The 22,602-nt window shown below is 60.5% G+C and carries 25 protein-coding genes and 5 tRNA genes; 15 read left to right on the top strand and 15 right to left on the bottom strand.

Annotated elements, in window-relative coordinates; translation table 11 throughout:
- The first annotated feature begins 59 nt into the window (after window positions 1–59).
- Both ACFPWW_RS02035 and recJ read left to right on the top strand, forming a co-directional pair.
- A complete protein-coding gene (locus ACFPWW_RS02035) occupies window positions 60–269 on the top strand; it encodes a hypothetical protein (protein WP_112754351.1) in 210 nt (69 codons plus the stop codon).
- Between the two features lie 78 nt (window positions 270–347).
- Entirely contained in the window at window positions 348–2,150 is a 1,803-nt protein-coding gene (gene recJ, locus ACFPWW_RS02030) for a single-stranded-DNA-specific exonuclease RecJ (protein WP_112704962.1), read from the top strand.
- A gap of 197 nt (window positions 2,151–2,347) precedes the next feature.
- Here the strand turns inward: recJ and ACFPWW_RS02025 are convergent.
- The 5 genes from ACFPWW_RS02025 to gloA all read right to left on the bottom strand — a co-directional run bounded on the left by ACFPWW_RS02025 (window position 2,348) and on the right by gloA (window position 4,689).
- Window positions 2,348–2,422 (bottom strand) — tRNA-Glu (locus ACFPWW_RS02025).
- Window positions 2,423–2,636: 214 nt separating this feature from the next.
- Window positions 2,637–2,711, bottom strand: a tRNA-Glu gene (locus ACFPWW_RS02020).
- Window positions 2,712–2,785: 74 nt separating this feature from the next.
- A tRNA-Glu gene (locus tag ACFPWW_RS02015) sits at window positions 2,786–2,860 on the bottom strand.
- A gap of 194 nt (window positions 2,861–3,054) precedes the next feature.
- Window positions 3,055–4,152 carry a YcbK family protein gene (locus ACFPWW_RS02010; RefSeq protein ID WP_377310094.1) on the bottom strand — a complete coding sequence of 366 codons (1,098 nt, stop codon included), beginning with the start codon at window positions 4,150–4,152 and terminating at the stop codon, window positions 3,055–3,057.
- Between the two features lie 96 nt (window positions 4,153–4,248).
- Window positions 4,249–4,689, bottom strand: a complete 441-nt coding sequence (gene gloA / locus ACFPWW_RS02005) for a lactoylglutathione lyase (protein ID WP_112568120.1) — start codon at window positions 4,687–4,689, stop codon at window positions 4,249–4,251.
- Between the two features lie 194 nt (window positions 4,690–4,883).
- Between gloA and ACFPWW_RS02000 the strand changes: the two genes are divergently transcribed.
- The 6 genes from ACFPWW_RS02000 (at window position 4,884) to ACFPWW_RS01975 (ending at window position 7,200) form a co-directional block, all read left to right on the top strand.
- The gene (locus tag ACFPWW_RS02000; protein ID WP_112568118.1) at window positions 4,884–5,462 is read left to right on the top strand and encodes a cold-shock protein; all 579 of its coding nucleotides are present in this window, start codon (window positions 4,884–4,886) and stop codon (window positions 5,460–5,462) included.
- Window positions 5,462–5,950, top strand: coding sequence for a DUF192 domain-containing protein (locus tag ACFPWW_RS01995; RefSeq protein ID WP_377310092.1), 489 nt, complete (start codon window positions 5,462–5,464; stop codon window positions 5,948–5,950). Before ACFPWW_RS02000 ends, ACFPWW_RS01995 begins: the two co-directional genes overlap by 1 nt.
- 83 nt (window positions 5,951–6,033) lie before the next feature.
- Window positions 6,034–6,110: transfer RNA gene (locus tag ACFPWW_RS01990), tRNA-Pro, on the top strand.
- Between the two features lie 98 nt (window positions 6,111–6,208).
- Window positions 6,209–6,385, top strand: a complete 177-nt coding sequence (locus tag ACFPWW_RS01985; protein ID WP_162702961.1) for a hypothetical protein — start codon at window positions 6,209–6,211, stop codon at window positions 6,383–6,385.
- 375 nt (window positions 6,386–6,760) lie between these two features.
- Window positions 6,761–7,066, top strand: a complete 306-nt coding sequence (locus tag ACFPWW_RS01980; RefSeq protein WP_112568114.1) for an ETC complex I subunit — start codon at window positions 6,761–6,763, stop codon at window positions 7,064–7,066.
- 57 nt (window positions 7,067–7,123) lie between these two features.
- A tRNA-Arg gene (locus ACFPWW_RS01975) sits at window positions 7,124–7,200 on the top strand.
- Between the two features lie 133 nt (window positions 7,201–7,333).
- Here ACFPWW_RS01975 and ACFPWW_RS01970 read toward each other — a convergent pair.
- From ACFPWW_RS01970 to ACFPWW_RS01945, 6 genes are all read right to left on the bottom strand, one after another.
- Window positions 7,334–7,858 (bottom strand): DUF992 domain-containing protein, encoded by a 525-nt coding sequence (locus ACFPWW_RS01970; RefSeq protein ID WP_112568108.1) that lies wholly within the window; start codon window positions 7,856–7,858, stop codon window positions 7,334–7,336.
- 588 nt (window positions 7,859–8,446) lie between these two features.
- A complete protein-coding gene (locus ACFPWW_RS01965) occupies window positions 8,447–9,220 on the bottom strand; it encodes an amino acid ABC transporter ATP-binding protein (protein ID WP_112568104.1) in 774 nt (257 codons plus the stop codon).
- Between the two features lie 15 nt (window positions 9,221–9,235).
- Window positions 9,236–10,381, bottom strand: coding sequence for an amino acid ABC transporter permease (locus ACFPWW_RS01960; RefSeq protein WP_112568102.1), 1,146 nt, complete (start codon window positions 10,379–10,381; stop codon window positions 9,236–9,238).
- A gap of 1 nt (window position 10,382) precedes the next feature.
- Window positions 10,383–11,585, bottom strand: coding sequence for an amino acid ABC transporter permease (locus ACFPWW_RS01955; RefSeq protein WP_112568100.1), 1,203 nt, complete (start codon window positions 11,583–11,585; stop codon window positions 10,383–10,385).
- Window positions 11,586–11,686: 101 nt separating this feature from the next.
- A complete protein-coding gene (locus ACFPWW_RS01950; protein WP_112568098.1) occupies window positions 11,687–12,715 on the bottom strand; it encodes an amino acid ABC transporter substrate-binding protein in 1,029 nt (342 codons plus the stop codon).
- A gap of 208 nt (window positions 12,716–12,923) precedes the next feature.
- Complete coding sequence (locus ACFPWW_RS01945) at window positions 12,924–13,085, bottom strand: hypothetical protein (protein WP_377310089.1); 162 nt, start codon at window positions 13,083–13,085, stop codon at window positions 12,924–12,926.
- Between the two features lie 7 nt (window positions 13,086–13,092).
- On the opposite strand from ACFPWW_RS01945, the gene ACFPWW_RS01940 reads away from it, so the two are divergent.
- Window positions 13,093–14,283, top strand: a complete 1,191-nt coding sequence (locus tag ACFPWW_RS01940; RefSeq protein WP_377310087.1) for a cystathionine beta-lyase — start codon at window positions 13,093–13,095, stop codon at window positions 14,281–14,283.
- A gap of 15 nt (window positions 14,284–14,298) precedes the next feature.
- Here ACFPWW_RS01940 and ACFPWW_RS01935 read toward each other — a convergent pair whose 3' ends face one another.
- Complete coding sequence (locus ACFPWW_RS01935; protein WP_377310086.1) at window positions 14,299–15,447, bottom strand: FAD-dependent monooxygenase; 1,149 nt, start codon at window positions 15,445–15,447, stop codon at window positions 14,299–14,301.
- A 25-nt stretch (window positions 15,448–15,472) separates the two neighbouring features.
- A complete protein-coding gene (locus ACFPWW_RS01930) occupies window positions 15,473–15,718 on the bottom strand; it encodes a zinc-finger domain-containing protein (protein WP_112568092.1) in 246 nt (81 codons plus the stop codon).
- A 147-nt stretch (window positions 15,719–15,865) separates the two neighbouring features.
- On the opposite strand from ACFPWW_RS01930, the gene ACFPWW_RS01925 reads away from it, so the two are divergent.
- From ACFPWW_RS01925 to clpA, 6 genes are all read left to right on the top strand, one after another.
- Window positions 15,866–16,651 carry an alpha/beta fold hydrolase gene (locus tag ACFPWW_RS01925; RefSeq protein WP_112754496.1) on the top strand — a complete coding sequence of 262 codons (786 nt, stop codon included), beginning with the start codon at window positions 15,866–15,868 and terminating at the stop codon, window positions 16,649–16,651.
- 131 nt (window positions 16,652–16,782) lie between these two features.
- A complete protein-coding gene (gene cysE / locus ACFPWW_RS01920) occupies window positions 16,783–17,616 on the top strand; it encodes a serine O-acetyltransferase (RefSeq protein WP_112568090.1) in 834 nt (277 codons plus the stop codon).
- A gap of 137 nt (window positions 17,617–17,753) precedes the next feature.
- Window positions 17,754–17,957 carry a DUF3126 family protein gene (locus ACFPWW_RS01915; RefSeq protein ID WP_007827403.1) on the top strand — a complete coding sequence of 68 codons (204 nt, stop codon included), beginning with the start codon at window positions 17,754–17,756 and terminating at the stop codon, window positions 17,955–17,957.
- Window positions 17,958–18,241: 284 nt separating this feature from the next.
- Window positions 18,242–18,610, top strand: coding sequence for a phasin family protein (locus tag ACFPWW_RS01910; RefSeq protein ID WP_112704861.1), 369 nt, complete (start codon window positions 18,242–18,244; stop codon window positions 18,608–18,610).
- A gap of 262 nt (window positions 18,611–18,872) precedes the next feature.
- Window positions 18,873–19,226 (top strand): ATP-dependent Clp protease adapter ClpS, encoded by a 354-nt coding sequence (clpS, locus tag ACFPWW_RS01905; RefSeq protein ID WP_112568291.1) that lies wholly within the window; start codon window positions 18,873–18,875, stop codon window positions 19,224–19,226.
- Between the two features lie 10 nt (window positions 19,227–19,236).
- Entirely contained in the window at window positions 19,237–21,726 is a 2,490-nt protein-coding gene (gene clpA / locus ACFPWW_RS01900; RefSeq protein ID WP_112704860.1) for an ATP-dependent Clp protease ATP-binding subunit ClpA, read from the top strand.
- Window positions 21,727–21,821: 95 nt separating this feature from the next.
- On the opposite strand, the gene ACFPWW_RS01895 is transcribed toward clpA, so the two are convergent.
- Both ACFPWW_RS01895 and ACFPWW_RS01890 read right to left on the bottom strand, forming a co-directional pair.
- On the bottom strand, window positions 21,822–22,112 hold the full coding sequence (locus ACFPWW_RS01895; protein ID WP_377310082.1) for a Dabb family protein: 291 nt from the start codon (window positions 22,110–22,112) through the stop codon (window positions 21,822–21,824).
- 58 nt (window positions 22,113–22,170) lie between these two features.
- On the bottom strand, window positions 22,171–22,599 hold the full coding sequence (locus tag ACFPWW_RS01890) for an HIT family protein (RefSeq protein ID WP_377310080.1): 429 nt from the start codon (window positions 22,597–22,599) through the stop codon (window positions 22,171–22,173).
- Between the last annotated feature and the right edge of the window lie 3 nt (window positions 22,600–22,602).

Genomic DNA, 22,602 nt, shown 5'->3' with positions numbered 1-22,602 from the left:
CATATTAACAGATATGCGGATATCGATATAATCAATCCGGGAGCCGTTGGAGTCGCGGGTTGAGGAAGATCGAGCAGACGCAGGACGTAGTGATCGAGCTCGAGAACCCTCGGGCGAGTTCGCCGAAATCTGAACCGACGGCGCCTGGAGCCGCCCTTGAATGCGAGCCGCGACAGGGGCGAAATTGGGCCACGCTGCTGATCCTGCTCTCGGTCCTCTTCGTCCAGCTGCTGCTTATCGGCTTGGTTATCTGGGCAATTTTCTGGTAATCCACAGGCCTGAAATCAAGCGCTTTGCTATCCGTTCCGCATCTGTAAAAAGGGCAGATGATGAAAGCGGAGTTTGGCATGGCAGATCAGGTCGATCCGGTACCGCGCGCCTTTCTGGGCGTCGAAAGATCCGTTCTCGACAATCGCTGGGTTTCGCGCCTCGATCAGGCGGGGCAGAACCGCGCCCTTGCCATGTCGCAGATGCACGGCCTGCCGGATCTCATCGCCCGCGTGCTTGCCGGACGCGGGGTGACGGTGGATGAAGCTGTCGAATTTCTCGATCCGACGATCCGCAGCCTCATGCCTGATCCCTACAGGCTGACCGACTGCGAGAAGGCCGCCAGGCGCCTGGCGGAAGCGATCCGCAAGGGTGAGCCGGTCGCGATCTTCGGCGATTACGACGTCGATGGTGCGGCCTCTTCCGCGCTGATGTATCGCTTCCTGACCCATTTCGGTGTCAAGGCGCATATCTATATTCCCGATCGCATCTTCGAAGGTTACGGCCCCAATCCGACCGCCATCAATCAGCTGATCGACAACGGCGCGCGCCTGATCGTAACCGTCGATTGCGGCTCCACCAGTCATGAGGCGCTGGCGGCCGCCGCCGACCGCAACATCGATGTCGTGGTCATCGACCACCATCAGGTAACGCACGAGCTGCCGCCCTGCCATTCTCTTGTCAATCCGAATCGTGAGGACGACCTGTCCGGGCTGGGGCATCTCTGTGCGGCCGGCGTCGTCTTCATGGTGCTGGTGGCAACGCTGCGCCTGCTGCGCGAGGCGGGAGACAAGCGCATTCTCGCGATCGACCTCCTGCAGTGGCTGGACATCGTGGCGCTCGCGACCGTCTGCGACGTGGTGCCCCTCAAGGGGCTCAACCGCGCCTACGTGGTCAAGGGACTGGTTGCCGCGCGCCACCAGAGCAATGCCGGCCTTGCGGCGCTGTTCCGCAAGGCGGGCCTGGCAGGGCCGGTGACGCCCTACCATTTCGGTTTCCTGATCGGCCCGCGCATCAATGCCGGCGGGCGGATCGGCGACGCGGCGCTCGGAAGCCGCCTGCTGACGCTGGATGATCCCGTAGAGGCCGAAGCCATCGCCCAAAGGCTGGACGAACTCAACCGCGAGCGGCAGGCCATGGAAGCGGCCATGCTGCAGGAGGCCGAGGCCGAAGCGTTCGCGGAGTATGGAGACGGCGAGGGGGCTTCCGTCATCGTCACCGCGCATGAGAAATGGCACCCCGGTATTGTCGGCCTTATTGCCGCGCGCCTGAAGGAGAGGTTCAAGCGGCCCGCCTTCGCCATCGCCTTCGACCCGTCGGGCCGGGGGACCGGCTCGGGCCGGTCGATCAACGGCTTCGACATGGGCCGGATGGTGCGCGCGGCGGTCGACGAAGGGCTGCTGGTGAAAGGCGGCGGCCACGCCATGGCAGCCGGTCTGACCGTCGAGCGCGGCAAGCTCGGCCTTCTCAGAGCTTTCTTCACCGAGAAGGCGCAGAAGACGGTGTCGGCCCTTGTCGCCAATGAAACGCTGAAGATCGATGGCGCGATTGCGGCAAGCGGCGCGACGATCGATCTCATCGACCGTCTGGAAACGGCAGGACCGTATGGTTCGGGACATTCCCAGCCGGTCTTTGCCGTCCCGGCGCACCGGGTGCGCGATTCGCGCCTGGTCGGCGAGCGCCATGTGAAAGTGACCTTGGAGGCCATGGACGGCGCGCGCCTCGACGGCATCGCCTTCAGGGCTGCCGAGACCCCGCTCGGCAACCTGCTGCTCAATTCCCGCGGCGCCAACCTGCATGTCGCAGGCTCGCTCGGCGCAGAGCATTATCAGGGCTCGCGCAGGATCCAGCTACGCATCAGCGATGCCGCGCCGGCCAAGTGACCGGCCGAAGGCGAGGCTGCGGTCGGGAAAGCGCTGATTTTCCGTGAAGGCAGGCAGGGGCTGGCGATACGCCGCCCGCGATCGTGCCGATGGCCGGCGGCAGAGGAAACGGGCGCGCGCTTCTCTTGCCGACGATTTTTGCCCGTCGGGATCTGCAAACGCAACTCTATGAAAAACATGAGGATAATGAAGGAGAGTGGCACGCCCTAGGGGAGTCGAACCCCTCTTTACAGAATGAAAATCTGTCGTCCTAACCGATAGACGAAGGGCGCGTGCTCTGTGGTGGCGCCCTTATAGTCAGCACTTTTGTACACCGCAAGCGGCAAAATGAGAAAATTTTATAGGATTATGCAGTTTTTTTCTGGGCTTGTGGAAAAGCCGGAAATGGCGGCTTCATTGCCCGTATTCGGTGCCGTCACGGATCCGTTCACTGCTCGCCGACCGTGAGCCGGACAATCTTGCTCTAGGGAAAATGTCGGCTGATGCTGGTACGCCCTAGGGGAGTCGAACCCCTCTTTACAGAATGAGAATCTGTCGTCCTAACCGATAGACGAAGGGCGCAGGCTTTCAGCTCAAATAGGAAAGCACAACGCGTTCGGCAAGCGGTAAGGAGATGCGAAATTGAAAGAAGGAAGTGGCACGCCCTAGGGGAGTCGAACCCCTCTTTACAGAATGAAAATCTGTCGTCCTAACCGATAGACGAAGGGCGCGTGCTGTGGTGGCGCCCTTATAGTCAGGCACTTCCGATCCCGCAAGCGGCAAAATCGAAATTTTTCAAAAAAATGACAGACGGTTTCCGTCTGTGGAAAATGAGGATTATTGCAGCCGAATCAAAGGGCTGCGGCGGCCGCCGAAAACCGGGCGCAGACCGCTTGCGCAGCGTCAGGTTTGCATGCCTTCGAGGTCAGATCGCTCTCGCCGAAGCAATCGGCGCGCGCTTGCGGCCGCAGCCCCAGTTCCAGTCGCGGGCATTGCCCGTGTCCAGATGGACCGAGTCTGTGTGGCAATAGGTGCCGACGCCGCCGCGGTTCGGGAGCGACCGGATATATTCGGCGACATCCCATTTGCTGACGCCGTCGATCTGGATATCGGCGGCTTCGCAGCTCTTGTGCATCGATTCCTCGGCCCCGCCCACTTCGCGGTTGTGCTGTGGATCGCGGTAGCCCGAGGTGACGACGACCGGCTTGCCGAAATGCGTCTCCACCGTCTTGATGACCCGCATGAGATCGGGCTTGAAGCAGCCGACCTGGACGCCATCGTTCTGCACATGCAGGCCGTTCGGCGCGATGCGCGTCATGCCAGGCAGCGACGCTTTCTGCAGGAGCCCGGAAAGGCTGCCGAGCAGGTTCTGCTTCGGCGCGCTGTAGAGGGCATTCATCGTCGATCCCGGAATGCTGCTGCCGGTAAGCGAGGCGGTCTGCACGGGCGCGAGCTTCGTGCTGGTATTCTGCGACGATTGCTGCGGCAGCATCTCGCCCTGCTGCGGCTCGGGCGGCGCGCTGAACACGCTCGATCGCGGGCCGGCATTCTGCGGCGCGTAGGCGTTCGCGCCCTGCGGCTGGATGATCGTCGAGGTCGAATTGTTCTGCGCCTGCGGCTGATGATCGGAAAAGATGCTCATCGCCTGCGCATTGATTCGCGTCGACTGCATGACGAGGCCGCCAATATTGGCCGGCTGCTGCTGTTGCATCGCCGGATCGGCGGGCGGAGCGACCGCTGCCGCATTTGCATCCTGCGCCGCCACCTGCGGATCGACGCCGGAGACATTGGTCAGCATCGGATCGCGATAGGGCTGTTTCGGCGCGCTCGACGATGCGGCGGGCATTGCCGCCGCCAGCCGCGGTGCCGGCTGCCCTTCCGCAGCCGGTGTGGAGACGGCGGCCGAATCAAGCGCCTTCTTGTCGGAGACGCAGCCGGAAAGCGCCAGGATGGAGCTGGCGATCAGCAAAGCACCGACGGCCTGCCGGCTCGGAGGGGCAATGCGCTTGTTGTTTCTGGTCAACCGAGAAGTCTCCGGTGAATGCGGAAGGCGCCCGAAAGCGCGCTTCCGTTACGATGGAGCCGGAGAATGCCTCGTGAAGCTTGCCTGCAGCTTGGCTTACCAGGTGCCGGTATTGCCCATGGACAGCCACGGCTCGGCCGGGGCCAGTCTTTCGCCCTTCTGCAGGATCTCGATCGAGATGCCGTCGGGCGAACGGACGAAGGCCATATTGCCGTCACGCGGCGGGCGATTGATGATTATGCCGTTATCCATCAGCTTCTGGCAGATCGCGTAGATATCATCCACCTCATAGGCGAGGTGACCGAAATTGCGTCCTCCGGTATAATCTTCCGTGTCCCAGTTATAAGTGAGCTCCAGGCAGGGGGCTTTTTCGCTGCGGGCGCGGTCGAGATCATCGCGAGCAGCCAGGAAAACGAGCGTAAAGCGGCCCTTCTCGTTCTCATGGCGGCGGATTTCCTCGAGTCCGAAGAGTGTGGTGTAGAAATGGAGGGAAGCGTCGAGGTCTTTGACGCGAACCATGGTGTGGAGATAACGCATTGTGTTTCCTCTCTCTATTTAGGCTAGCCCATCTGGAGTAACAGACGCCAGTTTCGGGCAAGTCATCGCGATAAAATGTACAGTTGGGAATAACCGAAAACTAGGACTTGCGCTTATCCGTTACCAAGATGTTAATCTTGATTTCAAGAATCAGTTAACCGTAACAGTGTGACGCGTATTGAGGGGCTGGCGACATGGCTGACAGGATTTCACCGAATGGCTTTACCGACCTTGAAGAGTTGTCGGGGGAACCGGTTGACCTCGTTGAAATCACCGGCGTGGTGAAATGGTTCGACGTGGCCAAGGGCTTTGGCTTCATCGTTCCCGATAATGGCATGCAGGATGTGCTGCTGCACGTGACCTGCCTTCGCCGCGACGGCTACCAGACCATCCTCGAGGGCACACGCATCGTCGCTCTAATCCAGCGCCGCGAGCGCGGCTTCCAGGCCTTCAAGATCCTTTCCATGGATCAGTCGACTGCGGTCCACCCCTCGCAGATGCCGCCGGTTCGCACCCACGTGCAGGTCACGGCAACGAGCGGCCTCGAACGCGCGCTTGTAAAGTGGTTCAACCGCACCAAGGGCTTCGGGTTCCTGACGCGCGGCGAAGGCACGGAAGACATTTTCGTGCATATGGAAACGCTGCGCCGCTTCGGCCTCACGGAACTGCGGCCCGGCCAGGTGGTGCTGGTGCGCTTCGGCGACGGCGAGAAGGGCCTGATGGCCGCGGAAATCCATCCTGACGTTCCGAGCCCGGTCGGCCGGTCTCACTGATGCGCAGCCTGTTCTCTGTGGAGATGATGAGAAGCGCCTTCATGGCGCTTTTTTTCATGATCGCCCTGCCGGCATTTGCGCAGCAGGACATGCACTTCGACAAGGAGCCGCTGATCATCCAGACGGCTGCCGGCAAGATGCTGCATTTCACCGTCGAGATCGCCGCCACCGGCGACCAGCGCGCTTACGGGCTGATGTTCCGCAAGGCGATGGCCGAGGATGCCGGCATGATCTTCGATTTCGGCGTATCGCGGCGCGTCACCATGTGGATGGAAAATACCGTGCTGCCGCTCGACATGCTCTTTGCGGACGACAGGGGCATCATCACCCATATCAAGGAAGACGCCACACCTTTTTCCCGCGACATAATCGATTCGATGGGTGAGGTCCGCTATGTGGTCGAGTTGAATGCCGGCATCGCCCGCAAGCTCAACATCCGCCCCGGCGATCGTCTCGTCAGCGCCACGACGACGAGAAAGGCAAAGTAAGCCTGTTAAATCTGGCGGCAAAGGCCGATTTATGGGGTTGCGAGGGCAGGGGGAAGCGTGTATTTCCGCTGCCATCAAAGGCTCGGAGTGTAGCGCAGTCTGGTAGCGCATCTGGTTTGGGACCAGAGGGTCGGGAGTTCGAATCTCTCCACTCCGACCATTGTTTTCCCAATATTTTCCGTGATTTAAGCTGGTTTCGCGGTCCGTCGACATGCGGGCCGCTGGGCCGGTTCGCGTTCAGGAAATCCCTCGGCCAGAATGGTTTCCCCGATCTGCAAGATGGTGACGATGCCGTTCAAATGGCAGGGCACGCCTGCTGAGGCGTGCCGTCAATCAGCCTTGAGCAAGCAGGCCGACATATTGGGCATAGCTGATCGCCGCATAGAAAAACGCAGTGATGCTTGCTCCAATCATGATGGCATGAAATTCCGCTGAGGTTCTCATAGCTCGCACCCGTGTCACAACGGTTGGTAGACACCCTAGTCGCCTATCCCGGCCATAACAATTAGAAAGCGATCAAAACATGCAACAATCCGAAACATTTCGGATCGGCTGACAGGATTGCCCGCTTATCCACACCCGGCTGCGAATGAGGGCTGCGCTTGTGCGCTCTGCAACAATAACGCGCTGCGAGCCATTCGGTTTCACCGATTCGCCGGTCCCGTGGCAACGGCGCTTTTCCCTTGAAAAAACGGGGATTCGCGGATAAGCAAAATTCACTTCTTCCTGCCATGCTGGGTGTGGAAGCGCCCTGTCACGGGCTAAGTCATGAAAGGCGGGCCTTGCCCGCATATCGGAGGCGTCGCAGTCATGTCTGCTAAGATCTATCGTCCGGCCAAGACCGCAATGCAGTCGGGCAAGGCCAAGACCCATCTCTGGGTGCTGGAGTTCGATCAGGAGCAGCCGCGCAAGATCGATCCGATCATGGGCTACACGTCGTCTGGCGATATGCGCCAGCAGCTGAAGCTGACTTTCGAAACGCAGGAACTTGCCGAAGCCTATGCCAAGCGCAACGGCATCGAATACCGCGTCATCGCTCCGAAGGACCCGGCCCGCCAGGTCGTCGCTTATCCGGACAATTTCCGCTATACCCGCACGCAGCCCTGGACGCATTGATCCGTTTGCGGCTCGCATGCCGAAATGCCTGGTGTCGCGCCATCGCGGCATTGAGACGGCCCCTTAGCTCAACTGGATAGAGCAGCTGCCTTCTAAGCAGCAGGTCGCAGGTTCGAGTCCTGCAGGGGTCGCCATCTTTTCAGACTTTTCTGGAGGCCGTGACTGACCGTGAGCCGCTGTTCGCGGTCAAATGCTGCTTTGCATCGGCAGCAAAAGTTCGGCCGGCGGCGCACCCGGTATGACGAGGCGCCGCCGGCCCTTGCCCGTTTAGCCCTCGGGCGTCAGCGTCATCGACGTGCCGGTGGCGGCCAGGTTGAGGCCAAGCTGGCCGGTCACGCTGATCGTCTGCAGATGGATCGAGCCGGACGTGCCGCCAAAGAGCACGTTCGTGCCGATGCCGCCGACCAGCGTCGCTTCAGCGGTTGCACCCTGATAGAGGCCGGCCAGGGAGCCGCGATGATAGCCGGCAGTCGGTGCGAAGACGGCCCAAAGGAGGCGACCGCGCGTGGTGAAGCCAAGATCGACGCCGAACTTGCGCAGCGCGCCGCTGTAATGTTCGGGCGCTTCTGCATTGCTCGTCGGCTGGAAGACGCAATCGATCTGCTTGGAGGAGCCAAGCACATAGCCGACGCCGCCGCCGATATCGCAGCTAAGGTAGCCGATCTTCACGCCCCCGCTGACGTCGGGAGCAGCCGGCGGCGCCGCCCGTACCATGTCAGCAGCGCTGGCACCCATGACGAAGGCCTGAAGCAGCGAGGCTGCGGCGATTGTGGTTGCGAGTATCTTTTTCATTTCAATCTCCTTTGGATATCGCAGGAAGGATATAGCGTCGGCTTTGTCATAACCAAGGCAGGAAAGTCTTTGCTCTCATTTTGGTTCCGGCCGTTGCCTGTGCCAACCTGCCGCGGCCGCCGTTTAAGGAACCCTATCGGGCTGCACAGGTTGTGCGATCGTCCATTGTTCCAACGAGGGAGATCTGAACGGGCAAGACCGATTCAGACGAGATCCGCGGGAAAGCAGAGCGGCAGGTAGAGAAGACCAGTGCCGGCGGACATCTCGGCGCAACCTGTTTCGGCCGGCCCGACGGCAAGACCGCCTCTTCCAGCAGCGCGGAGGCGCGAATGTCGCGGCCGAACGACGGCCGCAACTGATCTGAAGCGGGTTGCTGTAAAATACGAGGCCGGCTGTTCTCATTCTTGGGATTAAGCGCTCATTCCGAGGCAGGCACTGATAATTTTCGGCCGGGATATCACCGCCGGCGGCGGCTACGATTCCGGCCTTGCCGGACTGTGCGGCCTGCTGCGTTCGACGGCATCGCGCTGAAGCACACGAAAAACCCGCCGGCAGCCCGCCGGCGGGTTTTGAAGCGGAGATTGCCGATCAGTGCAGGATCTGGCTGAGGAACAGCTTGGTGCGCTCATGCTGCGGATTGTCGAAGAATTCGGCCGGCGAATTCTGCTCGACGATCTGGCCCTGGTCCATGAAGATCACGCGGTTCGCCACCTGCCGGGCAAAGCCCATTTCGTGCGTGACGCACAGCATGGTCATGCCTTCTTCGGCAAGGCCCACCATCGTGTCCAGAACTTCCTTGATCATTTCCGGGTCGAGAGCCGAGGTCGGCTCATCGAACAGCATGATTTTCGGGTTCATGCAGAGCGAGCGGGCAATCGCCACGCGCTGCTGCTGGCCGCCCGACAGCTGACCCGGATATTTGTTGGCCTGCTCGGGGATCTTAACGCGCTTGAGGAAATGCATGGCGATTTCTTCCGCCTGCTTCTTCGGCATCTTGCGCACCCAGATCGGCGCCAGCGTGCAGTTTTCCAGGATGGTCAGATGCGGGAAGAGGTTGAAGTGCTGGAACACCATGCCGACTTCGCGGCGCACTTCATCGATCTTCTTGAGGTCGTTGGTCAGTTCCGTGCCATCGACGATGATCTTGCCCTTCTGATGCTCCTCCAGACGGTTGATGCAGCGGATCATCGTCGACTTGCCGGAACCGGACGGGCCGGCGATGACGATGCGCTCGCCGCGCATGACCTTCAGGTTGATGTCGCGGAGCACGTGGAAGTCACCGTACCACTTGTTCATGTTGATGATCTCGACGGCAACGTCGGTTGCCGACACGGTCATCTTTTTCGTTTGGGCTTCTGCCATTGCTTGTTCCTCTTTTTATCGTTTGTGGCCGGTATCGAGATGACGTTCCATGAATGCTGAATAGCGCGACATGCCGAAGCAGAAAAGCCAGAAGGTAAAGCCGGCGAAAATCAGCCCGGACAACGGCGTCACGGCAGTTGCCCAATTGGCGTCGGTGAAGTTCAGGCGGACGATGCCGAGCAGGTCGAACATGCTGATGATCGACACCAGCGACGTATCCTTGAACATGCCGATGAAGGTGTTGACGATGCCGGGGATCACCAGCTTGATCGCCTGCGGCAGGATGATCAGCCGCATCTTCTGCCAATAGCCGAGGCCGAGCGAATCCGCCCCTTCGAACTGACCCTTCGGGATAGCCTGCAAACCGCCGCGAATGACCTCGGCCATATAGGCGGAGGCGAAGATCGATACGCCGACGATCGCGCGCAGCAGCTTGTCCACCGTCCAGCCCGCCGGCAGGAAAAGCGGCAGCACGACGCTTGCCATGAACAGCACCGTGATCAGCGGAACGCCGCGGACCACTTCGATGAAGACGATGCAGACCATGCGGATGACAGGCATATGCGAGCGTCTTCCGAGCGCCAGGATAATGCCGACCGGGAAGGAAACCGCGATGCCGACGAAGGAGAGAACCAGCGTCACCATCAACCCGCCCCAGAGCGGCGTTTCGACCGTCTCGAGACCGAAGCCGCCATAGAGCAGGACGAAGGAGATGATCGGCAGCACGATGAAAAGAAGGATCGCGTTCAGGCCCTTGCGCGGCACCGAAGGAATGAGCATCGGCACGAGCAGGAGCACGAAGAGAATGCCGACGAGGGTCGGCCGCCAGCGCTCGTCGAGCGGATAGCGTCCATAGATGAACTGGTCGAACTTGGCGTTGACGAAGGCCCAGCAGGCTCCGCTCCAGCCGTCGGGCTGGATGCCGCCCTGAACAGTCGTGGCGCAGAACGTGCGGTCCGGACCCGTCCAGACCGCCTGCACGAACAGCCAGTTGATGGCCTGCGGCAGCGCCCAGCCGAGAAAGGCCAGGGCCAGCACGGTGAAGACGATATCCTTGGGCGTTGCAAGCAAGTTGCGGCGAATCCAGGCTCCGGCGCCCTTTTCCCCGGGCGGCGGCGGTTCCTGCGCCAGCATGTTGGTTCTGACGAAACTGTCGCTCATCTTATCTCTCCACCAATGCCATCTTGGCGTTGAACCAGTTCATCAGCAGCGAGGTCACGATGCTGATGGCGAGATAGATGACCATCCAGATGAGAATCACCTCGACGGACTGGCCAGTCTGGTTGAGCGTCGTGCTGCCGACGGCCACGAGATCGGCAAAGCCGATGGCGATCGCCAGCGACGAGTTCTTGGTGAGGTTCAGATATTGGCTGCTGAGCGGCGGAATGATGATGCGGAACGCCTGGGGAATGACCACCAGACGGGTGATCGACGACGGATGCAGGCCAAGTGCGGCTGCCGCCTCCGTCTGTCCCTTCGGCACGCCGCGGATGCCCGAACGGACGATCTCGGCGATGAATGCCGCCGTGTAGAAGGAAAGCGCCAGGAAAAGCGACATGAATTCCGGGCCGATCACGGAACCGCCGCTCAGGTTGAACTTGCCCGCGACCGGAAAGTCGAAGGAAAGCGGTGCGCCCGCAAGCAGGAAGGCGATCAGCGGCAGGCCGACGATCAGGCCGATGGAAACCCAGATCGTGTGGAACGGCTGACCGGTTCTCGCCTGCCGGTTATGTGCCCAGCGGGCGGTCACGATCACCGCGACCACCGCAACCAGCAACGCGACGCCGACGAACCAGAAGCCTTCTCCGAAGATCGGCTTCGGGAAAGAAAGGCCGCGATTGTTGAGATAGGAGCCGAAGGGCAGGTGCAGCGATTCACGCGCGTTTGGCAGAACGGCAAGCACGCCGGAATACCAGAAGAAGATGACGAGCAGCGGCGGAATGTTGCGGAAGACTTCCACATAGACCGTGCAGAGCTTGGCGATCAGCCAGTTGCGTGAAAGGCGGCCAATGCCGATGACAAAGCCGATGATCGTTGCGGTGATGATGCCGGTCACGGCGATCAGCAGCGTGTTGAGGAAGCCGACGAGCAGGGCGCGGCCATAGGTCGAATCGCTCGAATAGGCGATCAGCGACTGGCCGACTTCGAAGCCGGCGCGGCCGTTCAAAAAGCCGAAACCCGATGCGATGTTGGCGCGGGCCAGATTCACGGCCGTGTTGTGAGCAACCGACCAGATGAAGGCGACCAGCAGTATGATGGTAAGAGCTTGAAAGAAGATGCCCCGGATTTTGGGGTCGTAAAGGGCGGACTGGAAGGTCCATCCGCTCCTGGATATGGGTGTAGATTCCGCAACCTGATGCGTCATTCCTGGCCAATTCCCCACGTTATGCGCCCCTTTTCGGAGCTTTTTTATAGGAGGAGGAAAGGCGGTCGCCCGCCTTTCCGGCTTTTCATGCGTAATGCCGGTCAGCGAACCGGCGGAGCGTACTGAATGCCACCCTTGTTCCAGAGCGCGTTAAGGCCGCGTGCGATCTTCAGCGGGCTGCCCTGGCCGATGTTCTTTTCGAAGACTTCGCCATAATTGCCGACGTTCTTGACGACGTTGTAGGCCCAGTCGTTGGTCAGGCCGAGGTCGGTACCGATCTTCGTATCGGCCTCAACGCCGAGGAAGCGTTTGATATCCGGGTTCGGCGAGTTCTTCATCTCGTCGACATTGGCCTGCGTGATGCCGAATTCTTCGGCGTTGATCATCGCATAGCCGACCCAGCTGACGATATCGAACCACTGGTCGTCACCCTGGCGCACGGCCGGAGCCAGCGGCTCCTTGGAGATGATTTCCGGAAGGATCATGTGTTCGTCGGGGTTCTTCAGCGTCAGGCGCAGCGAGTAGAGGCCGGATTGGTCGGTCGTGTAGACGTCGCAACGGCCGGAATCGTAGGCGGCGTTGACTTCATCCAGCTTCTCGAAGACCACCGGATTGTACTGGAGGTTGTTGGCCTTGAAATAGTCGGCGAGGTTGAGCTCGGTCGTGGTGCCGGACTGCACGCAGACGGATGCGCCGGAAAGCTCGAGCGCCGACTTCACGTTCAGGCTCTTGCGAACCATGAAGCCCTGGCCGTCATAATAGTTGATGAAGCGGAAGTTCAGGCCGAGAGCCGTATCGCGGTTGATCGTCCAGGTCGTGTTGCGGGCCAGCACGTCGACTTCGCCGGACTGCAGGGCCGGGAAGCGGTTGGCGGCGCTGAGGGGGGTGAACTTTACCTTGTTGGCGTCGCCGAAGATCGCAGCAGAAACTGCGCGGCAGAAATCGACGTCGAAGCCGGACCAGTTGCCGGACGCGTCAGGGGCGGCAAAGCCGGCAAGGCCGGTATTGACGCCGCACTGCACGAAACCTTTTGCTTTTACATCTTCAAGTGTGGTGGCCGAAGCGGCCGAAGCGCCAAAAGCGAAAACTGCTGCGCCGACTGCTGCGGCGGACAGGAGCTTGTACTTCATTTTTCCCAACCTTTTCCGTTGTCTTATCTTTATCTATTCGGGGACTGGCCGGTTTGAAATTGCCCGTTTGCCTCCCCGTTTCCCGCAACCCTCCCGGCGCGAGTGGTTCTATCACAGTCGCAAATGTCACCATGGTCAAGTGTCGCGGCCGATAATTGCGGCAAATTTCAGCATTTTGGCAGATTGCGCCGCGTCCATAGGCACTTGGTTAGAAATTGAGCGTCGCACTGACGAAAAATAGCGCTGAAATCACGATGTAAAGGCCGCAGGCGCCGTTGGCCTGGCCGATCACGTCAAGTTGTAGGGGTTGACCGGAAAGGGCACGGGGTTCAAAAGTTTGCGCCTCCGCATACGCTTGCCAGAAGGCCATTCTCCATATGAAAGATCTAGACAGTCTCCTGCCGGATGCCGGCGTCAATACCCGTCTTTCCCATATCGGCTACGACCCCAGCGACTACCACGGCTTCGTCAATCCGCCGGTCGTGCGCGCATCGACCGTGCTTTTTCCCGATGCCAAATCGATGGAGACGCGCACCAAGAAATATACCTACGGCACGCGCGGCACGCCGACCACCGACGCCCTCGCCGAAGCGATCAACGCGCTTGAAGGCTCCGCCGGAACCGTGCTGGTGCCTTCCGGGCTCGCTGCCGTCACCGTCGCCATTCTGGCCTATGTCGCAGCGGGCGATCATGCGCTGATCGTCGATTCCGTCTACGGCCCGACGCGCCATTTCTGCGATACGATCCTGAAGCGGATGGGCATTGCGGTCGATTATTTCGATCCGGCCGCCGGTGCGGGCATCGAGACGATGATCAAGCCGAACACCACGGTCGTGCTGACCGAGGCACCCGGTTCCAATACGTTCGAAATGCAGGATATTCCGGCCATCGCCGCCGTCGCGCACAAACACGGCGCCGTCGTGCTGATGGACAATACCTGGGCCACGCCCCTCTATTTCCGCCCGCTGGACCATGGCGTCGACGTATCGATCCATGCTTCCACCAAATATCCTTCCGGGCACTCCGACATACTGATGGGAACGATTTCCGCCAATGCCGCACACTGGCCGCGGCTGATCGAAACGCACGGCACGCTTGGCCTCTGCGGCGCGCCGGATGATTCCTACCAGATCCTGCGCGGCCTGCGCACCATGGGCATCCGGCTCGAGCGTCACTACGAAAGCGCGCTGAAGATTGCCTCATGGCTTGAAAACCGGGAAGAGGTTGCCCGCGTGCTTCATCCGGCCCTGCCGAGCTTCCCCTCGCATCACATCTGGAAGCGCGACTTCAAGGGCGCGAGCGGCATCTTTTCCTTCGTGCTGCGGGCCGACGATCCGCAGAAAGCCAAACAGAAGGCCCATGCCTTCCTCGATGCGCTTTCCTATTTCGGGCTGGGTTATTCCTGGGGCGGCTATGAGAGCCTTGCCGTGCTCGTCAATCTTTCCGACCGCAAGATCGCCACGGCGCCGGCCGAAGGTCCGGTCATTCGCCTGCAGATCGGCCTTGAAGATATTGTTGATCTCAAGGCCGATATCGAGCGCGGCTTTGCTGCGGCAAATGCCGTCTGAGCGGCCCTTGTCCGGTCAGCCAACCGGGCGGTAGCCGTAAATCCAGTCGAGATCCGCCGCGAGGCTTTGCGGCGGTTTCAGCGACAGCACGATATCCCGGCCGAGGCGGATCGGTCCGCTTGCATGATAGGCGAAGCGGTTGAAGGCGCCGCGCTGGCGCAGCCTGGCGATGCGCGGCGTGCGATGCCGTTCGAAGAGCGAAATGGCTTCCGCAACCGGCCGGGTGGCCAGGAAGGCGGCAAGCTCAAACGCATCCTCGATCGCCATCGCTGCGCCCTGGGCGGCAAAGGGCATCATGGCATGCGCCGCATCGCCGATCAGCACGGTCCTGCCGCCGTCCTGCCATCTGCCTGGCGTTGCCTCGAAAAGCGGCCAGAAGGTGATATCGCTGTGCCGCGCGAGCAAGGCGGCAACGGCAGGATGCCAGCGGCGGAAGCGTGACTGCAGAAGCTGCTGCTGCGCCTTGGTCGGTTCGCCATGCCAGGCCTGCGGCGCAATATTGCCGGCGGTAATCGCCACCATGTTGAAGCCGCCGGTTTCCTTCAGCGGATAGCAGACCATATGCGCCGACGAGCCGAGCAGGGCCGAAACGCTGCTGCGATCGAGAAAGCCCGGCGCCTCCGCTTCTGCGATGGTGAAGCGGAAGGCGATATTTCCGGAGAAGCGCGGGGCAGGGGCGCCCGGTATTGCCTGGCGCAGCCTGGACCAGACGCCGTCGGCGCCGATGACGACATCGGCAGGACGCGAGGCCTGCGGCAGACCCGATTCGAAGCGCGTTCCCAGATGGAGCGCACAGAGCGGATTGGCGCTGACCGCATCCAGAAGGGCCTTTTGCAGCGTCTTGCGGTGCAGGACGCCATAGGGTGCGCCCCAGCGGTTCCTGGCGAAACTCCCGGCAGGAACGGCGGCGAGTTCGCGCAACGAACTGCCCGCGATCAGCCGGATGGATTGCGGCTCGAGCCAGAGACTGGCAAGCCCGTCGAGCACACCGAGTTCGGCAAGCACGCGCGATGCGTTGGGAGAGATCTGCAGGCCGGCGCCGACCTCTGCAAGCTCGGGCGCCTGTTCGAAAATATCGGAACTGATGCCGCGTCGCGCCAGCGCCAGAGCGGCCGCCAGGCCTGCAATTCCGGCGCCGATAATGGCGGCATGTTCGACCGGCATGGGATATCCGATCTAAAGAGGGAAATTACGCCGCCTTGACGTGGAAGACGCAGCCGGGCGGGTTGGTCTGGTTGGACTTCAGCGATGCGTTGAAGCGATAAAGCGTCGAGCAGTAGGAGCAGACCTTCTCGTTATCGTCGCCCATATCGATGAAGATGTGCGGATGGTCGAAGGGAACGGACGCGCCGGTGCACATGAATTCCTTGACACCGACTTCGATAACGCGGTGACCGCCGTCGTTCTGGAAGTGGGGAATGCTGTGGCCGGCCATGTCTGTCTCCGAATGCTTTGAAATTCTGCGCGGACCTTATAGGCCTTCGCAGGAAAAGTGTAGTGCCAAAGCATGGCTCCCCTGCGAGTTTTTGGCTTCACGCTGAAAGACCGCTCGATTATGGTCGCGCCAAACAAGGACGACCCGATGAACCTGAATACGCCTGCATTTTCAAGCTTCACGCATGATGGACTGAAACTCGCCTATTTCGACGAGGGCGATCCGTCCGGCGCGCCGGTGCTGCTGATCCACGGTTTTGCTTCCTCGGCCAATGTCAACTGGGTTCATCCGGGGTGGCTGAAGACGCTGGGTGACGCCGGCTACCGGGTCATCGCCATCGACAACCGCGGTCATGGCGCCAGCGACAAGCCGCGTGATGCCGAGGCTTACAGGCCCTGGTTCATGGCAGGCGATGCGATTGCGCTGCTCGATCATCTCGGCATTCCCGAAGCCAACCTGATGGGTTATTCGATGGGCGCCCGCATCTCCGTCTTTGCGGCACTTGCCCATCCGCACCGGGTCCGCTCGCTGGTGCTCGGCGGCCTCGGCATCGGCATGACCGACGGCGTCGGCGACTGGGATCCGATCGCCGATGCGCTGCTGGCGCCGTCGCTCGCCGATGTCACCCATCAGCGCGGTCAGATGTTCCGCGCCTTTGCCGAGCAGACGAAGAGCGACCGCGAGGCGCTTGCCGCCTGCATCAAGGGATCGCGCGATCTGGTTGCCCGCGCCGATATGGGCAGGATCGAGGCGCCGACCTTGATCGGGGTTGGAACGAAGGACGATATTGCCGGCTCTCCCCAGGAGCTTGCGGCGCTGATGCAGAATGCCGAAGCGCTGGATATTCCAGGCCGCGACCACATGCTGGCCGTGGGCGACAGGGTCTTCAAGAAGGCCGTTCTGGAATTCTACGAAAGGGTTGCCGCCGGCTGATGTCGCCGGTGGGTGACATATGCGTGATATCGCGAAAAACGTACTGAAAATGCGTGGCGCCGGCACCCATTTATGTTATCGGCGTTTTCCTCTATATAATCGCATTCCAACGGGAAACGAGGAGACCTGTAATGGTCGCTAAGACGGATATCCGCACGCTGGACGCAGCCCATCCGCTGAAGGTGATGGACCCGATCTGGGACAGCCTGCGCGAGGAGGCACGTCTTGCCGCCGAAGGCGATCCGGTGCTGGCCGCTTTCCTCTATTCGACGGTTATCAATCATCGCTCGCTGGAAGAATGCGTCATACACCGCATCTGCGAGCGCCTGGACCACCCGGACATGCAGGCAAACCTCCTGCGCCAGACCTTCGAGGAAATGCTGGAGGACTGGCCGGAATGGGGCTCGATCCTGCGCGTTGATATCCAGGCGGTCTATGATCGCGATCCCGCCTGCCTGCGCTTCATGGAAGCCGTTCTCTACTTCAAGGGCTTCCATGCCCTGCAGACCCACCGGCTGGCCCATTGGCTGCTGAACCGCGGCCGCCGCGACTTCGCGCTCTACTTGCAGAGCCGCTCGTCCAGCGTCTTCCAGACGGATATCAACCCGGCCGCGCGGATCGGCAAGGGCATCTTCCTTGACCACGCGACGGGCCTGGTCGTCGGCGAAACCGCCGTCATCGGCGACAATGTTTCCATCCTGCATGGCGTAACCCTCGGCGGTACCGGCAAGGAAGGTGCGGACCGCCATCCGAAGATCGGCACGGGCGTATTGATCGGCGCCGGCGCCAAGATCCTCGGCAATATCGAGATCGGCTTCTGCTCCCGCGTCGCCGCCGGTTCCGTCGTGCTGAAGCCCGTGCCCCCGAAGACGACGGTGGCGGGCGTGCCGGCCAAGGTCGTCGGCGAGGCAGGCTGTTCCGAGCCTGCGCGCATCATGGATCAGGTCATCGGCGCCGATATCTGAACTTTCATTGGAAAAAAGCGGGAAAGCGCCTAAATCCCGGCAGGGACAGACATTGCTAACTCGATCTCGCGACCTTTACAGCGCCGCTTTACCTGTGCAAGAAGCGGCCAACCGAGATCGATTACGGAGATGAAAGAGTGAAGCCCGAAGAAATCAAGAAGCTCGACGCCTATTTCAAACGCACGCTGAACCCGCAGATCGTGGTGAAGGCGCGTCCGCGTAAGAACGATTCCGCGGAAGTCTATATCGGCGAAGAATTTCTGGGTGTCATCTACATCGATGACGAGGACGGCGACCGTTCCTACAATTTCTCGATGGCAATTCTCGACGTCGATCTCTGATTGTTCGTCACTTCGATCGAAAGCCGTGCGTCGCCAACCGATGCACGGCTTTTTGTTTGCGCCCGTCGCCGGATACGCCGGTCTGCCGAAATTTCCGATAACCCTCTGGTTGCAGTGGCGTGATATATTTTAGCAAAATCAATAAAAGACGAACGTGCCCGGAAATCCGGCCTTTAGCGCCGGTCGTCGCCGCAACCTTTGGATGTTTTGCGATGCACAAGACTACTTGACTCTTTGTGCGTTGCAGCTACCCTCTGCCTGCAACAGCCAATTGGAGGATGGTCATGTTCAATTTCGACGATGCAAACCGGAAGAGCAAGGAAGCGGTGGATTCGATGCTCAAGAGCTATTCCGATACCGCCAAGGGTTTCCAGGCGATCGCCTCTGAGGCGGCCGAATATTCCAAGAAGTCCTTCCAGGATGCCGTCACCCATTTCGAAACGCTGTCGGGCGTAAAGAGCTTCGAGGCGGCCTTCGAATTGCAGACCAATTATGCGAAGTCTTCCTACGAGGCCTTCATCGCCGAGGCGACCAAGCTCGGCGAAATGTATGCCGACATCGCCAAGAATGCTTATAAGCCCTACGAAGCACCGATGGCTGCGGCTGCCGCCAAGGTTTCGAAAGCCGCTCCGGTCGCCCCCGCAGCCGCATAAATCTTGTGGCGCGCTGCGCGCCGCCTATTGAAAATCAAGGACCGGCACCGCATCTGCGGCCGGTCTTTTTTGTTTCCCGAAGCACGCCCGGTTTTTACGCAGACTTTTTTGGCCTTTGCGTCAAGTCCTGCGGAATTGTGATTGCAGTCGGAAACAAGGGGCTTAAAATCGCTCTATTATGAACTACGTTAGTGTTTCAGATATTCGACGGGAAAGCACCCCTCCCATGCTGCCTGCCGGATTGATTGAGGAATGAATGACAATGATCGCCAGACCGATCCGGATGCAGAATGACAGCGAAAGGAACGGGGACAACGGAAATCGCGGAACCTCGGTCATTACGCGCACCAAGCCGAAGACCAAGAAACCTAATCTCTATCGCGTACTGCTTTTGAATGACGACTACACCCCAATGGAATTCGTCATCCATATCCTGGAGCGTTTTTTTCAGAAGGATCGGGAAAGTGCCACCCGCATCATGCTGCATGTCCATAACCACGGCGTCGGCGAATGCGGAATATTCACATACGAGGTGGCGGAAACCAAGGTGAGCCAGGTGATGGACTTTGCCCGGCAGCACCAGCATCCGCTGCAATGCGTCATGGAAAAGAAGTGAGGAACTGAACGTGCCAACATTTTCGCCTAGTCTTGAGAAGGCGCTCCATCAGGCACTGACCTTTGCCAACGAGCGGCACCATGAATATGCGACGCTCGAGCATCTGTTGCTCGCCCTGATCGACGATGCCGATGCGGCAGCGGTCATGGGTGCCTGCAATGTCGACCTCGACGCGCTCCGTAAAACGCTCCTGGAATATGTCGATAACGAACTCTCCAACCTGGTCACCGGCTATGACGAGGACTCCAAGCCCACATCGGGCTTCCAGCGTGTCATCCAGCGCGCGGTGATCCATGTCCAGTCTTCGGGCCGCGAGGAAGTGACCGGCGCCAACGTGCTTGTCGCGATCTTCGCCGAGCGCGAGAGCCATGCTGCCTATTTCCTGCAGGAGCAGGAAATGACCCGCTACGACGCCGTCAACTACATCTCCCACGGCATCGGCAAGCGTCCGGGCTCGTCGGAAAGCCGCCCCCCGCGCGGCGCCGAAGAAGAATCCGAATCCAAGCCGACCGCACGCGGCAACGAGGAAGAGGGCGGCCCGAAGAAGCAGCAGGATGCGCTGAAGGCTTACTGCGTCAACCTCAACGAGAAGGCCAAGGGCGGCAAGATCGACCCGTTGATCGGCCGTCACGCCGAGGTGAACCGGACCATCCAGATTCTGTGCCGTCGCTCCAAGAACAACCCGCTTTATGTCGGCGATCCCGGCGTCGGCAAGACCGCGATTGCCGAAGGTCTGGCAAAGCGTATCGTCGAAGGCAAGGTGCCGGAAGCCTTGGCTGACGCCACGATCTTCTCGCTCGACATGGGCACGCTGCTGGCCGGCACCCGCTATCGCGGCGATTTCGAAGAGCGCCTGAAGCAGGTCGTCAAGGAACTGGAAGAATATCCGGGCGCCGTGCTCTTCATCGACGAAATCCACACCGTCATCGGTGCGGGTGCGACGTCGGGCGGGGCCATGGATGCCTCGAACCTCCTGAAGCCGGCTCTGTCTTCGGGCGCGATCCGCTGCATCGGTTCGACCACCTACAAGGAATATCGCCAGTTCTTCGAAAAGGATCGGGCTCTGGTCCGCCGCTTCCAGAAGATCGACGTCAACGAACCGTCGATCGACGATGCGATCGAGATCATGAAGGGCCTGAAGCCCTATTTCGAAGAGTATCACCACCTGCGTTACTCCAACGAGGCGATCAAGACCGCCGTCGAGCTCTCGGCCCGCTACATTTCGGACCGCAAGCTGCCGGACAAGGCGATCGACGTCATCGACGAGACCGGTGCGGCCCAGATGCTGCTGCCGCCCTCCAGGCGCCGCAAGCTGATCACCGAAAAGGAGATCGAAGCGACGATTGCGACGATGGCCCGCATTCCGGCCAAGACCGTCTCGAAGGACGACGAAGCCGTTCTTGCCAATCTCGAGCAGGAATTGCGCTCGGTGGTCTACGGCCAGGATACGGCGATCGAAGCCCTGTCCACCTCGATCAAGCTGGCGCGTGCCGGCCTGCGCGAGCCGAACAAGCCGATCGGCGCCTATGTCTTCTCCGGCCCCACGGGCGTGGGCAAGACGGAAGTCGCCAAGCAGCTTGCCGCCTCGCTCGGTGTCGAGATGCTGCGCTTCGACATGTCGGAATACATGGAGCGGCATACGGTTTCCCGTCTGCTCGGTGCCCCTCCCGGCTATGTCGGCTTCGATCAGGGCGGTCTCCTGACCGATGGCGTCGACCAGCATCCGCATTGCGTGGTTCTGCTCGACGAAATCGAGAAGGCGCATCCGGATATCTACAATATCCTGCTGCAGGTCATGGACCATGGCACGCTGACCGATCATAACGGCAAGAAGATCGACTTCCGCAACGTCGTTCTGATCATGACGACCAATGCGGGCGCTTCGGAAATGGCCAAGGCCGCCATCGGCTTCGGTTCGTCCAAGCGTACCGGCGAGGACGAAGAGGCCCTGACCCGCCTGTTCACGCCGGAATTCCGCAACCGTCTCGACGCGATCATCCCGTTCGCGCCGCTGCCGACGGCCGTCATCCACAAGGTCGTGCAGAAGTTCATCATGCAGCTGGAAGCCCAGCTTTCCGAACGCAACGTCACCTTCGACCTGCACGAGGATGCGATCGCCTGGCTGTCCGAAAAGGGTTACGACGAGAAGATGGGCGCCCGCCCGCTGGCCCGCGTGATCCAGGAAAACATCAAGAAGCCGCTGGCGAACGAAATCCTGTTTGGCAAGCTGAAGAAGGGCGGCGTCGTCAACGTCACCGTCGGCCCGAAGGAGGACGGCAAGTCCGGCCTTATTCTGGAAGCCATTCCGGAAACGGCGCCCATCAAGCCGAAGCCGGAGGCCGAGCTGGTTCATCAGGAAGCGATCGACGAGGATGATGGCGAGCTGAAGACCAAGCCGGTCAAGAAGACCAGGGCCAAGACCGTGCCGCAGCCGGAGCCCGAGGTCCGCGACGCCCCCAAGAAGGGCTCGACGGTTCCGAAGGTGCCGCGCAAGAAGTAGGCTTTGAATAAGACGAATGCGAAAGGCCACTGCGAGGCGGCCTTTTTATTTGCGCAGGAAACGGCTTGAAGCGCGGCCCGGCACGCTCCGGAACGTCAGAGCCTGGCGTAGTCGATCTCCAGGAGGTCCGCGACTTCGGGCACCCAGCGGTCGCGCACGAAGGCCACATGCAGCGGGTGGATGTTGTAGGCGTCGTAACCGGCCTGATCCTCGAATTCCATCGAGAAGCCGAAGGTGAAATCGTTCTTCGGGCTCGTCTGGCGGAGTTGCTCGAAATTTCGCACGCTTGGGATCTGCTTGAGCGTCAAAGCCTCGTCAAGGAAAGCCTTCTCCTCGGCAGAGCCCGCGGCATGCTTCAGGCGGAACGCAACTGTGTGGCGGATCATGATTTCCTCCTAAATCGATGAAGTAATTCAGTATATTTTAAAGCGGGGCGGCCTGCCCTTACGCGAGTTCCGCCTTGATCTTCTCTGCGTGGGCGGCGAGCACCGCGCCATCCTCCATCTTGCCGGAATGCGGCTTGAGTGCCACGCCGGCATGCCGCGGGATGACGTGGAAATGCAGGTGGAAAACGGTCTGGCCGGCGGCCGGTTCGTTGAACTGGGCGATGAACACGCCATCTGCGTCGAACGCTTCCTTGACCGCATTGGCCATTTTCTGCACGACCGTGATCGTATGGGAAAGCGAGGCCGGATCGGCATCGAAAATATTGCGGGAAGGCGCTTTCGGCAAGACCAGCACATGGCCGGGCGCCTGCGGCATCACATCCATCAGCACGACGGTCATGTCGTCTTCGTAGACGCGATGTGACGGGATTTCGCCGCGCAGGATCTTGGCGAAGATATTGTTGTCGTCATAGGCGGCGCTGGTCATGGC

The sequence above is a fragment of the Rhizobium sp. GCM10022189 genome (genome assembly GCF_042656325.1).
Classification (GTDB): Bacteria; Pseudomonadota; Alphaproteobacteria; order Rhizobiales; family Rhizobiaceae; genus Rhizobium.
Note: the sequence above shows the minus strand (reverse complement) of the source record. Positions and strands in the feature narration are given on the sequence as shown.